Annotated in this window: 13 protein-coding genes; 8 read left to right on the top strand and 5 right to left on the bottom strand. The window is 51.1% G+C overall.

The genetic code is table 11. From position 1 onward, the window contains the following. Positions 1 to 8: 8 nt before the first annotated feature. From greA to speD, 5 genes are all read left to right on the top strand, one after another. Complete coding sequence (gene greA, locus ACSR9A_RS04685) at positions 9 to 491, top strand: transcription elongation factor GreA (RefSeq protein ID WP_473755936.1); 483 nt, start codon at positions 9 to 11, stop codon at positions 489 to 491. Between the two features lie 41 nt (positions 492 to 532). After that, entirely contained in the window at positions 533 to 808 is a 276-nt protein-coding gene (locus ACSR9A_RS04680) for a hypothetical protein (RefSeq protein WP_473755935.1), read from the top strand. A gap of 267 nt (positions 809 to 1,075) precedes the next feature. Next, positions 1,076 to 2,626, top strand: a complete 1,551-nt coding sequence (locus ACSR9A_RS04675; RefSeq protein ID WP_473755934.1) for a GNAT family N-acetyltransferase — start codon at positions 1,076 to 1,078, stop codon at positions 2,624 to 2,626. Positions 2,627 to 2,640: 14 nt separating this feature from the next. After that, positions 2,641 to 3,525 carry a carbon-nitrogen hydrolase family protein gene (locus ACSR9A_RS04670; protein ID WP_473755933.1) on the top strand — a complete coding sequence of 295 codons (885 nt, stop codon included), beginning with the start codon at positions 2,641 to 2,643 and terminating at the stop codon, positions 3,523 to 3,525. 2 nt (positions 3,526 to 3,527) lie between these two features. Continuing rightward, the gene (gene speD, locus ACSR9A_RS04665) at positions 3,528 to 3,986 is read left to right on the top strand and encodes an adenosylmethionine decarboxylase (RefSeq protein ID WP_473755932.1); all 459 of its coding nucleotides are present in this window, start codon (positions 3,528 to 3,530) and stop codon (positions 3,984 to 3,986) included. A gap of 397 nt (positions 3,987 to 4,383) precedes the next feature. Here speD and ACSR9A_RS04660 read toward each other — a convergent pair whose 3' ends face one another. Beyond that, positions 4,384 to 6,417, bottom strand: coding sequence for a DUF2157 domain-containing protein (locus tag ACSR9A_RS04660; protein WP_473756108.1), 2,034 nt, complete (start codon positions 6,415 to 6,417; stop codon positions 4,384 to 4,386). A gap of 176 nt (positions 6,418 to 6,593) precedes the next feature. On the opposite strand from ACSR9A_RS04660, the gene ACSR9A_RS04655 reads away from it, so the two are divergent. Next, complete coding sequence (locus tag ACSR9A_RS04655; protein ID WP_473755931.1) at positions 6,594 to 7,094, top strand: P-loop NTPase family protein; 501 nt, start codon at positions 6,594 to 6,596, stop codon at positions 7,092 to 7,094. Positions 7,095 to 7,217: 123 nt separating this feature from the next. Further along, positions 7,218 to 8,939: a family 10 glycosylhydrolase gene (locus tag ACSR9A_RS04650; protein ID WP_473755930.1), complete on the top strand. Its 1,722-nt coding sequence runs from the start codon at positions 7,218 to 7,220 to the stop codon at positions 8,937 to 8,939. Between the two features lie 134 nt (positions 8,940 to 9,073). On the opposite strand, the gene ACSR9A_RS04645 is transcribed toward ACSR9A_RS04650, so the two are convergent. Then, a complete protein-coding gene (locus ACSR9A_RS04645) occupies positions 9,074 to 9,589 on the bottom strand; it encodes a nucleoside 2-deoxyribosyltransferase (RefSeq protein WP_473755929.1) in 516 nt (171 codons plus the stop codon). A 546-nt stretch (positions 9,590 to 10,135) separates the two neighbouring features. Between ACSR9A_RS04645 and rsgA the strand changes: the two genes are divergently transcribed. Beyond that, positions 10,136 to 11,293 carry a ribosome small subunit-dependent GTPase A gene (gene rsgA, locus ACSR9A_RS04640; protein ID WP_473756107.1) on the top strand — a complete coding sequence of 386 codons (1,158 nt, stop codon included), beginning with the start codon at positions 10,136 to 10,138 and terminating at the stop codon, positions 11,291 to 11,293. A gap of 140 nt (positions 11,294 to 11,433) precedes the next feature. Here the strand turns inward: rsgA and ACSR9A_RS04635 are convergent, their stop codons facing one another. From ACSR9A_RS04635 to ACSR9A_RS04625, 3 genes are all read right to left on the bottom strand, one after another. Beyond that, positions 11,434 to 12,972 carry a hypothetical protein gene (locus ACSR9A_RS04635; RefSeq protein ID WP_473755928.1) on the bottom strand — a complete coding sequence of 513 codons (1,539 nt, stop codon included), beginning with the start codon at positions 12,970 to 12,972 and terminating at the stop codon, positions 11,434 to 11,436. A gap of 168 nt (positions 12,973 to 13,140) precedes the next feature. After that, positions 13,141 to 13,821: an ABC transporter ATP-binding protein gene (locus ACSR9A_RS04630; protein WP_473755927.1), complete on the bottom strand. Its 681-nt coding sequence runs from the start codon at positions 13,819 to 13,821 to the stop codon at positions 13,141 to 13,143. Then, a complete protein-coding gene (locus tag ACSR9A_RS04625; protein WP_473755926.1) occupies positions 13,818 to 14,942 on the bottom strand; it encodes an ABC transporter permease in 1,125 nt (374 codons plus the stop codon). The genes ACSR9A_RS04630 and ACSR9A_RS04625 overlap by 4 nt, the downstream gene beginning before the upstream one ends. Positions 14,943 to 15,313: the final 371 nt, after the last annotated feature.

Raw genomic sequence — 15,313 nt, 5'->3', positions numbered from 1 at the left:
CTGTTAAGATGTCGAAAGATAGAGAAGAAATTATATTAACGCAAGAGGGGCTTGCCCAGCTGGAAGCGGAGCTTGACGATCTCAAATATGTGAAGCGCAAGGAGCTCGCAGCCCGGATCAAGCTGGCCATCAGCTATGGTGACTTGAAGGAAAACAGCGAGTACCATTCGGCTAAAAACGACCAGTCTTTCATGGAAACCCGGATTATTATTTTGGAGAAAATGCTTAAGAAGGCACGCGTCATTGATGTGGAAGCGCTGGATACGAGCCGGGTCAACATTGGCTTCACCGTAATTTTGAATGATGTGGAATTCTCGGAGAAGCTGGAATACAAAATCGTTGGCACAGAAGAGGCCGATGTAGCAAATAATAAAATCTCCTACGAAAGCCCGCTTGGCAAAGAGCTGATGGGCAAGGAAGTGGGCAGCATTATTAGCGTGAATGCACCGATGGGTATCATAAAATATGAACTGCTCGAAATTAAGGCTTAACGCAAGAGCTTATTCGTGGTCAAATAGAGGAGATATGGACAATGGCTAGAAAAAAAATCATTCATACAACGGTAGAAGACAAGCTGAATCATAAACTAACGGTGCTGCTCAAGGAATGGGCGGGACAAAGCGGCTTTTTTGGCTACAAGGATATGGATTTTGAGCAGGTGCTGGCTTTGGTGAACACAGCTGGCTGGAAGACGGAGCTGGATGATTCCGATCCGGCGGTTCGTGCTGTCCGCATGGTCAAAGAGGATACGGTTAGAAAAGCGAAGTTTATTTTGGATGAAAAGGGCCGCGTTATAAAGATTGACTAAGTCAATGGAGCTGTAATGGGCTGCCTTCATCTCATACCTTACAAAGCGAGTTGCCGCGGCAAAAGCCCGGCGCGCAGAAAGCCTTCCCTTGTGGGGAAAGCAGCCTGTGCGCCGGGCTTTTTCCCATTTCGGCTCCGTTTTGGAGCGGACCTCCATATTTTCGGGAAAATCGGCAATGCTATGCTTATGCAGCGAAGTTTACAATGCATTTACCGTACTCTAATACAGCTATGAACTTTCAAGCGTATACTAAGGACAAATAATGAAATGAGGCGTTCTATGACAGCCGATCCGATTGCTCAATTTGAGAAAAAGATGATCATCCGCAATATAGAAATGGCAGATATCGACCAGATTATTGCGCTGCAGCTCATTTGCTTTCCTAATATGGCTCCATGGAAAAAAGTCCAGCTCGAAAGCCATCTTCGCATTTTTCCTGAGGGGCAAATTTGCGTGGAGCTGGATGGCGAAATTATTGGCTCCTGCTCCAGCCTGATCGTCAACTTCGACGACTATTTGGAGCAGCATACGTATTCGGAAATTACGGATAAAGGCTTTATTCGCAACCATAACCCGCGAGGCGGGAGCCTGTATGGGATGGAGGTCATGGTGCACCCCGATTACCGGAGGATGAAAATCGGCAGACGGCTGTATGAAGCGCGCAAGCGGCTGGCCGAGAAGCTTAATTTAAAAAGCATTATTGTCGGGGGACGTATTCCCGGCTATCACAAATACAGCGACAAGCTGACGCCGCGCGAATATGCGGAGGAAGTGCTGCAGCAGAACATCTATGATTCAGTGCTGACGTTCCAAATGATGAACGGCTTTACGCTCAAGCGGATTTTGACGAACTATTTGCCCGATGATGATGATTCGATGAGCTATGCCTCCTTGCTGGAATGGAACAATATCGACTACAAGCCGAGCAGCAGCAAAATCCATTACAAGCTGTCATTTCCAGTGCGTATTTGCGTCGTTCAATATATGATGAAAAAAATCGACTCGTTCGAGGAGTTTGCAACCCAGTGCGAGCATTACGTCGATGTCGCGGCCGATTATAAATCGGATTTTGTCGTGTTTCCGGAAAATGTGACGATGCAGCTGCTCTCTTTCCTCGATGACCGGTCGCCCAGCCTTGCGGTGCGCAAGCTGACGACTTTCACAGCGGAATACGTGGAGCTGTTCACGGAGCTTGCCGTTAAATACAATGTAAATATTATCGGCGGCTCACATTTTGTGGAGCGTAATAACCGCATCTACAATGTGGGTCATTTATTCCGCCGCGACGGGACGATCGAGCAGCAGTACAAGCTGCATATTTCACCAAATGAGCGCAAATGGTGGGGCATCAATGGTGGCGACAGGCTGGAGGTATTCGATACCGACTGCGGCAAAATTTCCATTCAGCTGAGCAGCGACATTGAATATCCGGAGCTGTCGCGGGCCGTAGCGGAAGCAGGTGCGCAGCTGATTTTCATCCCCTTTTGCGCAGAGGATCGCCAGACCTTTCTAAGGGTTAAATATTGCGCCCAGGCGCGGGCGATTGAAAATCAAGTGTTTACGGTTACCTCGGGAACGGTCGGCAATTTGACCCATGTGGACAACGTCGATATTCAATATGCGCAATCCGGTGTATATACGCCAGCTGATTCCTCATTCCCGCGCGACGGCATTGCTGGAGAGTGCAGTGAAAATACAGAGACGATTATCATGGTCGAAGTCGACATGGAAATTTTACAGCGCTACCGCAAGTCCAAGGATGTGCTGACGTTCCGCGACCGCAGGACGGACATCTATTCCTTGCAAATTCATTCGTAGCATAGGAGGCGCTTATGAAGCCATTTATGGTAGCAGCTGTGCAATATAGCTTGACGGGCATCGCGGACGAGGCGGCATTTTGGCAAAAAATCACGGCTACCATTCAGGAGACCGCAGGACGTGGCGCTGATCTTATCGTGTTTCCTGAATATATGACCGCACACTTGCTGGGTTTTACGGAGGAAATGGATCATGAGGCAGCCTGCCGTTACTTAGACAGCTACACCGAGGATTATATAGCTCTGATGCAAAAAAACAGCCGCGAGCAGGGCTTGATGATTTTGGGCGGCACCCATATTTGCAAGGAAAACGGCAAGTTTTTTAACAAAGCATTCCTGTTCTTTCCGGACGGACGGATAGAGACGCAAAGCAAGCTGCATCTCACGCCTGAGGAGCAGACACGCTGGCCGCTGGCGGCAGGGGACAGCCTCAATATTGTGGAGACAAGCTGGGGCAAGCTTGCGATGCTGACCTGCTACGATATCGAGTTTCCCGAGCTGGCAAGGCTTGCTGCCGATCAAGGCGCGGAGCTGCTGTTATGTCCGTCCTACACGGACACCTCCTTCGGCTATTACCGGGTGCGCCTCTGCGCGCAGGCTCGGGCGATCGAGAACCAGCTGTTCGTTGTGCTCAGCGGCATCGTTGGGGAGCTCAATGAGGATCGTCCGCAGGTTGACCGCGGCTATTGCCAGGCGGGGCTGTTCACGCCCTGCGATGTGCCTTTTGCCGAGGATGGCATACTGGAGACGGGTGAGCTGAATCAGGACATGTTCGTGATGGCGGAGCTGGATTTTTCCATGCTGCGCACGAATCGGGAGCAGGGGCTGGTCGCTCCTTTTTATGACCGCCGTCCGGATCTTTACAAACAACAAGAAAATAGGCTGCTGAAGGAGTGCTGATGATGGAATATTCAACGTATGGCCGCCATGTCGCAATGGACGCGTGGGGCATCGCATTCGAGCATTTAAACGCCGCTGATCTATTGAGTCAGCAGATGGTACAAGCAGCAGAGGCGAGCGGCGCGACGATATTATCCGTGCAGGCTGAGCAGTTCGAGCCGCAGGGCGCGACGGTGCTCGTCATGCTGTCCGAGAGTCATATGTCGATCCATACGTATCCCGAGAAGGGCTTCGCCGCGCTCGACTGTTACACCTGCGGCGACACCGTCGATCCGCATGTTGCTATTCAGGCAATGCTCGTATTCCTTCAACCGCAGGAAACGGCTGAGGTGAAAATTACGAGGGGGATGGGCGAGCTCGTTATTAACCGCTACCCGCTAGCGAATCGATTGGAGTCTGACGCGAAAGTTCCAGCTTCCGTCCTTGGGAGCGAGCAAGGGGAAGGGAAAATGAAGCCGTAGTCATATCCTAATGATTCCGCCGAATTCCTACAGTAGCCGGACACCAGCGACGTTATTTCGGATAAATGAACGACTTTTGGACTTAGGCGGACACCAGGGGCCTTATTTTGTTATTATCCTATTGTGTATGTTCCGTTTTAGACAAATAACGGATTTGTAGTCCGCACATTTAGATCTAGCCCCTCTTTTCCTCAAATAGCGGATCTCGTGTCCGCTAGAAGCCAAAATGAGCAAGCGATCAGGTTGCTCAGGTTGCTCCGCTCTTTCGAGATTAATACGAGTAAGCTCCAAATCAACAAAAAGCACAAAGCACAAAAGCACAAAAAGCGTCAAGCCAGCAGGCTTGGCGCTTTTTGTGCTTTGCATATGCATATGATTCAATTGCTTGCTGGGATTACTAGCTGATGTGGCTATGAGTAGCTTGTGTAGCTATCACTAGACCGTGCGGCAGAGATACAGTGACGACGGATACCTCGACGTTGGCAGGATCAGCAAGGGCTGACAACGCAGGGTCTTTACGACTATGAGAAGACTCATTGGCTGTCGTCTGATAGGCTATGAAACCAAGCTGGAGCAATACAACTGCGGCGATGAGCCAGCTCCTTTTTCCAACGAAAAACTCGATTTTAACGCTTGCCTCATGAGGATTTTCACCCTTCAACAGGCGGCGTGCAAACCAGTAGGAGACGCCGAGTGCGACAATGCCCAGCAGCGCAAGCGTGACCGATTTGTTCAGCAGCGTCCACAAATAATCGTAATACTTGATCGCGAGAAAGAGGAGCCAGAAGAAGAAGCTTCCCGCTGTTTCCAGCGCTTGCTCGCGTTTGATGAAGAGGAAAACCGCAGCTGTCAGCACAATGAAGGCCAACGCATTGAATAGCGTCACTGATAAAGTAAATACCGGGTCCAGCGATGACAGCCATAGGAGAAAAATAAAGCTGAACAGCAGGCTGCCTTCCCTCAGATGGGCGAGCCGCTCGCCATGCGATGCGGCGAAGGAGCTGCCGTATACCGCTGCATTAAGCACGGTCAAGGAAATGATGATGCTGGAATAAGCGTCGTGCATGTTTTGGAATAGCTGATAAAGCACAATGGCAGCGGCAATATTCATCAGCGTATAGGTGATCAATTGCTGCATGCGCCCTTGCAGGCGAAGCCAGCTGATAATCGCAATAGCCAAGAAAATGACGCTCAGCGGCGCTTTTTCGATCCAGGCAATGGACACGAGCCCCATAGCGAAGCCAACGGTAAACACCGTATAACGAACGACCGTATTTACGCGTGGCAGCAGAAGCATTGGCACGATGAACAGCAGCGATAGAGCATACAGGGCGTGCTGCGTCTTCAACGGTCCATTTTCATCCGTTAGCAGTACAACTAGGCCAATAACGGAAATGCTGCCGATGATGATGCCGACAATTGTAATGACCGTAGAGACGATGCTGCCCAGCAGATGATGGTCAGTGGTCCGGCTCGCGGCGCCATTTACTTGCTGATGGGCAGTTTCCGCAACAGAAACAGTAGAAACATCAGACTCTTTCATCTCTTCTGCCGTTTTCTCTCCAGTAGAGGTTTTATTGCCTAGCTTGTTCATATAGCGGAAAAACAGCACGTTTGCTGTAAGCAGCACGATAACGAACAAGATGCCGAGAACGAAACGAAAGACGGATTCGGTTTCAAGCGAGAAACGGATGAATTTTGCCACCGTATACGCGGATGCCGCTAGTGCGGTAAGGGTCAGGAGCGTTTTATCAAGACGAATGCGCATGAAATAATAGAAGCAGGCCCCTATGACGGCGATATCCAAAACATTCATGAACAGCGACAGGCCAGCATGCTCAAAGGCGCCAGCAAGGTTAAGCAGCGATATGTGGAGCATCACAAAGCTTGCCAGCCGAACGATTTCAGAAGCAAGCCGCTTCGTCTGTGCTAGCAGAAACAAAGCTAGATTGAACAAGACAAAAGTGGAATCAGCCAGCAGGGTGTTCATCTCCACATTCGGTGTAAACAAACGATAATCGAATAAAAAATAAAGCGTGAAATGCGCAAATATATACGTCAGCACATATAGCGGCTTGTATCGCGTAATCCATGCGAGCAGCAGGCTCGGCAGAAATGAAATCAGACAAATGATGAAAGGGGGCTGATGCAGGTTATAAATTTGGTCAGCAAGCGCTATGGCTGCTCCAAAGGCGATGCAGCCTGCGACGAGAAATATGCCGCTTAGAAAGGCGGACAAGCCAAGCGGGAGCCTGCTCCGGGAGAACCCGAAGGACAGCACATAGAAAAATAAAACGAATCCGGCGGAGGTCAGCATCTTCTGAGAGCTGCTAAATCCGTCCCAATTCGCAGCGAATAAATAGAAGATAGCCGCAAGCAGCAATGCGATGCCCATCAGGAAGCCCATTCTTATCATGTTTGTACGCAGCATAGCGTTCACTTGCCTTTCTCTAGGAGTATACGTCTCATTATATTCTCCTGTTTCCCCTTGAACTAGTACTCACTTTTTGTAGTACCGAAGCACTCTGCTGCGGATCGAAACTATTTTCCTGATTTTGGCGTTTAGATCATAGGAGTAGAAGAAACGAGAGAAGAGGGTGGTTTATTGTGATTCTGAAAATAGTGCAGGCGGCAGCTGTTTGTCTCCTGCTGCTCACAGGCTGCTCCGCAGCCGAGAATGCGCCGCAGCAGTTAGAGTCTTCCGCGGCTTCAAGCCCGAGTGAAACGACTAATGCGCCCGCCAACACGGCCGCCGATTTTGAACCGGGGATGGATATTGATTGGGAGGCTTCTCAATCCGAGCTGAAGGAGCAAGGGATGGCGGAAATGCTGCAAACGAATTTGAAGGCGCTGTTGAAGCAGGATCAGACGGCATTTAACAGCAGCTTTCTTGACCAAGCGCATTCGGATCCGTTTCAGTTTTATTTGAGCTATTATCAATATTATTTTACGGGAATTGAAGATGTCACTTACTTCGAGTCGGGCAATATCAATGTAGTTGTCAGGGTCGATTTATTGTCTGAGGCAGGCTTCGAAGAGAACAGCGCGATGACCTACACCTTCCAAAAAAGCAAAGAAGGCGGCTACAAGATCGCCGTTATAGATTAGATGGTTTATATCCATAGGCTTACTTTTTCACGGAAAAACGCAACTTCGTCTTGATCAGAAGCGTCTATATTTTCGGTGTATTCAGAGGGAAAAATGACTAAAAAATCTGGAGGTTTTAAGGAAATGAGATTCAAACGGGCGCTTCTGCTCTCCTTATTATTAATTCTAATGATCCCTGCAGGCATTGCGCCTGCTTCTGTACAAGCTGCGGCAGCGAAGGTGATTCAAATTGTGCTGGACGGCGATGTGGTGAGCAGCGATGTTCCTCCCTATCTTCGTGAGGATTTGAACGTAACGATGGTGCCGCTGCGCGTTATTAGTGAAAGTCTTGGCGCACAGGTGAGATGGTCACAGGCGGCCAAGCAGGTAACGATTAGTCAGGACGATACAATTATTACGATGGTTTCGGGGCAAAATAGCGCTTTTGTCAACGGCAGCGTCATTACGCTTGATGCGACGGTACAGACCGTGAGCGGGCGAGTAATGGTACCGCTCCGTTTTGTCAGCAATCAGCTGGGTGTTGCCGTGAGATGGGATAATGAAGCCAAGGTTGTTAATTTGTACAAAGATATGGTTAACCCGATGCCAAGCACGCCAGCGAGTCCGGCCGCAACGCCTGCTCCTACACCATCGGCCACAGCGAAGCCGAGTCCAACCGCGACTCCGGTACCAACTGCTATCCCGACCCCAACGCCTGCTGCTACAATAGAGCCGCTGCCGCCGGTAGTCGTACCGACTCCCGCCGCGGGCACCGAGCTAAGAGGGGTTTGGGTATCGACGATCTACAATTTGGATTTTCCTTCAACAGCTTCCTATGGAAAACAAGCCATGCAAGAGAAGGAATTTAAGGCATTGCTCGATGATGTACAGGCGATGGGGATGAATGCCGTATTCGTACAGGTTCGGCCATCAGCCGACGCGCTTTACCCATCGGCTCTCGTTCCTTGGTCGAAGGTGCTTACGGGCAAGCAAGGAGTGGCTCCTGCCTACGATCCGCTGCAATTTATGCTTGATGAGACGCATCGCCGCGGAATGACGTTCCATGCCTGGTTCAATCCTTTCCGGGCGAATACGGATACAGATACGAGCAAGCTCGCCTCCAATCATGTGGCGGTGGAGCATCCCGACTGGGTGCTGACCTCCGGCTCGCAGTTGCTTATTAATCCGGGCGTTCCAGCAGCGCGCCAGCATGTAATTGATGTCATTATGGAAGTGGTCAACCATTACGATATCGATGGCGTACATTTGGACGATTATTTTTATCCTTCCAACATTACGCTGAGCGATGATGCCACGTTCAAGACCTATAACAGCAAGAAGCTCGCGACCAAAGCGGAATGGAGACGCAGCAACATTGATGAATTCGTAAGGCAGCTTGACGAGTCGATTCACAGCGCTAGACCAACGGTCGATTTTGGCATCAGCCCATTCGGTGTATGGCGCAACAAATCGCAGGATGCGAACGGCTCCGATACGAATGCTGGAGTGACGGCATACGACAGTATGTCAGCAGATGTGCGCAAATGGGTCAAGCAGGGTTGGATTGATTACGTCGCTCCTCAAGTGTATTGGAGCATGTCCCTCTCGGTAGCGCGTTATGATAAAGTGGTGGATTGGTGGGCAGCCCAAGTGGCGAACACAGGCGTCGATCTTTATATCGGCCATGCCGCTTATAAGCTGGGAACGAAAGAAACAGGGTGGCAAACCTCGGAGGAAATCATCAAGCAATTGAAATACAATACGAAGCATCCTGAGGTGAAGGGCGATATTTATTTCAGCGCCAAAGACCTGCGCAAAAACCCGCTCGGCATTATAGACGCATTGAAAAGCTATTATGGAAAGTAAGCGGGAACAGCATCTAAACGCACTTCTATATTTATAAAATAAAGCTAAAACAGCCGCTGCGCCCTTATTAAGAAAAGGGGCTAGCGGCTGTTTTTTAATTGACTTCTAGCGATAGCATGCCTGCGCCGTCTAATTTATAAAAGGTCCTGGCGTGCCTGCTTCAAGGCATCCTCAAGTCCGCCCTCAACCATCGTCAGCGGGACAGACAGCATAAGGTTGGTTGGCAGCTCGAAGTTCTCTACCTGCATGCCATCCTGATACAATCCAGTTTGCGAATCGATGCCGAGCAGCAGCTTCTCTGCCTGTGTGCGCTTATCGCTGACGAAGCCGTACAGCTTTTTATTCATCGCGTAGCCAAGCCCGCACTCAAATACCGTGCCGGAATCCGGCTCATGTCCACGAAAAGGGTTCAAGTTGGCGATGATAATATCGGCCTTCTGCACAAGCTTGACGTTGCCGGCGAAAATCGCCTGTGCCGTCTCCCATTTTGTCGGTGAAGGCTTAATATCTTTATCCAGCGGAAAAATACCTTCAAAGCCGTATGCCTCGCACAGCTCCTTCATTTGCTTGCCCAGCTCCACAGCATCAGTGCGAAACACCTCGAAGCCTGCCATATATACTTTTAGTTTTCCAGTTGTCGTCTCGTCCATTTCCATTCTCCTTCGTGCCTGTGGCACGGTTTTAAGCTTAATTCTACTACGTCTCTAAATAAACAAGCAATAAAAAGGCGGCTGCCTGGCTTGACTGGCTGGTCTTCCAAGTCTATACTGGAACTAATTTGAAGAAGGAGGCTGATGTTATATGAGCACAATGAGCAGAGAGTTAATTGTTATGGCGTCGGTCTCTACGGACTTAAGCTAAGAAGACGGATAGAGCATAAGGGTTCTGCTGGGGGAAGTGCAGCAGGGCTGGGCCGTTTTTGAAGCTTTTTTGTGTCCGCAGGAGACCAAGTTGGTGTCCTGCGGACTTTTTTTAAATATAAGCCTTTATAAGCTTCACGCTTATAACTGGCTTATATTTCACCCTCGAAATGGGCTTTGGCCGCCGAAAGGTGGAGACTGCCCTTTGCGTTTGTGCGTACAGATGTGGCTCCTTGGCATCGCTGTGCGAGAAAAAGACCGCAGGATTATGCTGTGGTCTTTTTTGTTGTACCTAAATAAATAAACATCCAACAAATGGAGGAATACGATTTGACATTGAATAAGGAAAATCAAGAAATCAAGCAACAACCGGAAGCACAGGAACACAAAACGCTGCTGCAAGCCTATGGCTGGAATGAGCATTGGGAAGTGGAGCTGCAGCGCATAGCAGCAGGAGGTGTGCCGCTGGTGCCAGCGCGCGTCGTAGCGCAGTTTTCACATCAGTACCGAATTGTGACGGACGCAGGCGAGCAGGCGGCCGTTGTCACCGGAAAGTTCGAGTTTGAAGCAGTCAATCGCGGAGATTTTCCAGCGGTAGGCGATTGGGTGTTGGCGCAGCCGCTCCCCGGTGAGGCGAGGGCCGTTATTCATGCGCTGCTGCCCCGCCGCTCGGCGATGGTGCGCAAGGAGGCAGGGCAGCGGGTCGATGTGCAGGTGATCAGCGCCAACCTGGATTATGTTTTTATTACGAATGCCTTGAATCAGGATTTTAATCTGCGGAAAATAGAGCGGTATTTGCTCGCCGTTTGGGAGAGCGGGGCGCAGCCGGTTGTGCTGCTGACCAAGGCCGATCTTTGTGATGACCCTGATCATTATACCGCGCTGGTGGAGGGGGTAGCTCCCGGCGTTCCCGTCCATGCCGTGAGTGCTTTTGAAAACCAGGGGCGGGAGGCGTTAGCCGAGTACTTGCTCCCTGGGCAGACGATCGCGATAACCGGCTCCTCCGGTGTCGGTAAGTCGACGCTGCTTAACTGGCTGGCGGATGAAGAGAAGCAGCGCGTCCAGCAAATTCGCGAAAGCGACGCCAGAGGGCGGCATACGACGACACATCGCGAAATGTTTGTCACGCCGAGTGGTGCGATTATCGTAGACACGCCGGGTATGCGGGAGCTGCAATTATGGGAGTCCGATGAGGGTATGGATACGACCTTTTCCGATATTGGGGAGCTGGCTGCGAGCTGCCGTTTTCACGATTGCCGACATGTTAAGGAGGAGGGCTGTGCCGTCAAACAGGCGATTGCGGATGGAACGCTGGAGCAGCGCCGCTTTGCCAACTTCAAGAAGATGGAGAAGGAGCTGGCGCATATGGCGCGTAAAGAGGAATCGGTAAATAGGCGCACAAAAAAACAGGCCGATAAGCGCGTGTCCGCCAAATCGCGGGAAGGCAGACGGTCGGCTTCCGCCTATGTGGTCGATATGGGGGATGATGAGTAACTAGCAGTAACTAGCTCAACAGTGTTAAGAAGTAGTTCGGAATTAGGTTAAAGATAAGCTCGGTAAATGCGAAAACCGCTTGTATCCGGAAGCCCGGAGACAAGCGGTTTTTCGTGTCTAGTGTGAGCAGGATCTGTGATTCAAAAATCCCGTTCAGCGTCAAAAATGTCGAACAGCGGGTCCAAATCAATCTGGATGCCAGCTTCGGCGAGGTTTGGCTTCGTATTTTTCAGCAGATCATGCAGCACCTCGTATACCTCCTCGCGTTCAATCGTCTCGATGAAGCCGCTGCGGCTGTCCATTTTATTGAGTGTTGCTGTAAAATCCGTCACAAGCGCCGCCAGAGCGGCGTGTACTTCTGCGGCATTCATGCCGGAAGCGGCTTGTTTCTCCAGCATGCCAAGCTCGCCCAGCATTTTTTTATAGAGCTTCATCGCTTTTTTGGCGTTGGTGCTCGTAATATGCTCGCGCCCGTCCCAGTCGCGGAATGGATTGGTCAAATTTTCGGCCATCCATTCTGGCTTGCGAGGCTTGGTGACGGAGAGGTCGAGGCCGTCTGCTGCCGCCTTTTTGTAGCGGGCTTTGATCGTCTTGGCGGCATCAGCAGGAAGGCTGTCCAGCCAAAGCATGCCGAGCTGCGGCAGCGTGTCTGGCAGCGGAAACTCCTCGCCGGTGAAGCCGAACAAATCATAGGTTGTGAAGGTGTGCAGTCCCTTGAGCTTGGCGATTTCGCCCATATTCGCAGCGTACCCTGGAGCCCCCCAAATGCGCAGCTCGTGCAAATGAGGAAACTGCCCGGCGAGCTCGGCCAAATCGATGTCCGCTACCCCGCGAATATTCAGTGCCCCTAACTGGCTCAGTCCATAATGGCTTGTCGCTTGCTTTTCCACCATGAGCAGAAGCTCCTTGCCATCATGCTCCGCATAAATGTGCAGCTTCTCGGAAACGGGACCGACTAAGGAAAGCAGGCTCAGCCCTTTAGGAAGCTTTAGCGATTCCACTTGTTCAGCCTTCAAGATAAGGCGGCTTAAGCTCGTTCCCGTGAAATCCAGCTCTGTGGCACGGGGATCGTCCAAATGCAGCTCATTCACGAACGGTGTGCTTTGCAAATAGGCGATAAGCTCAGGCCTGTAGGGGTGCGTGGTGTGAATCTGAGTCAAACAGGGCAGCTTATGCAGCTCCGACCAGTCCTCCAGCTGCTCCAGCGCCCCCTGGCGTATCGTGCTTGTCGACAGCTTTGCCGGGAATCCGGCAATGTCCACCTGTTCGTTGGAGCCCGCTGCTGCTTTGAAACGGGCGCGAAGCTCGGCGGGAATCGCCTCCCACTGGAGCTGCCGATATAAGCTACCGCCTGTCCGCCAGCCGCCATAGCTGTTGCATTCCGCTTCGATAAGCGGGGGAATGTTGCCGACTAGGCGATAATGCTGGGGCACATTGGCGTCCACAAAGCAGTAATCCCAGCGGTCATTCCAAAAATAATAATTGCATATGAGCGGCTTTATATGCCCCAGCTCGTCCTCGGTCGGCAGCTGGTCGCTGTGCCAATCAAGCTCCAGCACGGCGATTAAGTCTTTTTGACGGCTCGAAGCCTGTTCTTTAATCCTAATAACCTGGCAGGCGGCGTATTGCTGAAGCCGCTCTTCATATACAGCAAAAACATCTCCAATTTTGGCGATCATACTATCATCCTTTCGGTACGAAACACAGGTATAAGAAAATTATACCAAAACGGATGTGGGCAGCCGTCCACCGAAGGGGCTGTTCTTGCTTGAGGCAGCTAGGGCTGCGGGCTTAAATCCCGCTCAAATAGCCGTTATATTATCGTCATATGGCCGTTATGTCGGTGCTTAAGCGCTGACTAATACGCCATTTTTCAGATGTAAAATGCGGTCGCATACATGCAGCACACGCTCATCATGCGTAACCATAACAGCGGCTTTGCCCTCCGTTTTCACTTCGCGGGCGAGCATCGCCACAACCTCCTGACCTCGGTTTGCATCCAGACTCGCCGTCGGCTCATCGGCAAACAAAATGGCCGGGTCATTCATCCAGGCTCGGGCAATGGCAACGCGCTGTTTTTCCCCGCCAGACAGCTGATTCGGATAGGCTGAACGGCGATGCAGCAGGCCCAGGCGCTCCAGCAGCATGGCCGAGCGAGCCTGAGCGGCCCGCTTATCCCTATCAGCCAGCTTGGCGACGAGCATCAGCTGCTCCTCTACCTTCAAATAGGGAAGAAGATTAGCGCTTTGAAAAATAAAGCCGATGTTATGCAGCCGCAGCTTGCTGAGCTGCTGCCCGTTTTTGCCGGCAAGCGATTCGCCGTCGATGAGCACTTCGCCGCTCGTCGGCGTCAGTAGCGCTCCTGCGATCGATAGAAAGGTGCTTTTGCCAGAGCCGGAAGGCCCCATTACCGCGACGAGCTCCCCTGCTTTTACTTCAAGCGAAAGCTTATCCAGCACGGTCAGCTGGGTATCGCCATCATGATAAACCCGCGTAATTTCATTTAGCATAAGCTTTGTCGTTGTCATCCTGCTGTCCTCCCTATGGCTTCTAGCGCGTCAGTTCGCGCCACTTGAATGACGGAAATAAGCGAGCCAAGCAGCGACATGGCGATAAACAGCAGGCAAGTATACAAGGTCGTTACCGGCGATAACTGAAACGGCATCGAAGCGGGTAGAGCTGCCTCCATGACCGCAACCAGCAGGCAGCTTACGGCTAAGCTGGCAGCAGCAAGTACGAGCGCTTGAGCCACAACGCTGCGCGCTAAATAGAATGTCTGGGTGCCAATCGCTTTGAGAATGCCGAATTGGCTCGTCTTCTGAATGGTGATGACGTAGAAGAAAACGGCGAGTACAAAAGCGGAGATGACGAACAGGAAGCTGATCATCATCATCAGGGAGCCTTGCTCTTCTTTGTAGCCGGGAATGCTGGCTACCGCTTGCTTTTGCGTAATAATCACCGCATCTTCAAGCTGCTGTGAAAGCAGCTCTGCTTCTGTATCCGTTGCTTGTATGGCTATGGCATTGAATGGGGCGGCGAATGCGGGATCAGCTGCTGCGCGGCCGGCCATTTGCTGCTTCAACTGCTGCCAGTCGCTTAGGTTCATAAATACGGCAGGCGTATGGCTGAACGACTGATTTTCCGTAAAGCCGCTAACGGTCCACGTGAGTCCTGTTGTTTGGTCATGCAGCAAGCTGCCGACGGCTATGCCTTCCTCCGCCAGCTTGCGGTCTACGATAACCTCGCCAGCCCCCGTATTGGAGACGGCTGAGCCGGAGACGACAGTCGGAGCGAGCCAGCTGCTCATGTCCACGCCGAATAACGTAATATCTGTTTTCATTCCGTCCGTTCCGCCTGTTACCGTCGTCATCTGCACGCCAAGCCGCTGGGCATTCGCGTCGCCAACGACCGAACGGGCTTTGTTAAGCTCCTTCTCCCCGACGATAGAGCGGGCGAAGCGTTGACTCGCATCCTGCTGCATAAGGAAATGGGTGGCGGGCATATTTTCAACAGCGGAGGCATTCGCATAAGCGAGTCCACCCGCAAGTCCGGTTACGAACAGGACCAGAAAGGAAACGAGCAGCATAATCGCCATAATGAGCAAATAACGGGTTTTGGCAAAACGCATTTCTCTAAGGGCCAAATACATTCTCATTCCTCCTACTTGTGATGCCACAAGTGTAAAAAGTGAAAATGAACGGCGTATGAACGGCAAATTACAAATTTGGACAAGCAAAAACGAATTCGTCGTCCTTCTGGGACGAGCGAAGAGCTTTGTCGGAGAATTCTAAGCGGATATAAGGATCAAACTTATACATTCTTAGAATTCAAGGTGAAACGGCTATCGTCGTCCTTCGGCGGCGAGGCTCGTTTCATTCCGAGAAATATAAGCCTAATGATAAGTGTGAAACTTATAAATTCTTATATTTCAAGCAAAAACGAATTCGTCGTCCTTCTGGGACGAGCGAAGAGCTCTGTCGGAGAAATATAAGCGGAGTATAAGGGGAAACTTATACTTTC

The sequence above is a fragment of the Paenibacillus sp. R-74696 genome (assembly GCF_055814915.1).
Note: the sequence above shows the minus strand (reverse complement) of the source record. Positions and strands in the feature narration are given on the sequence as shown.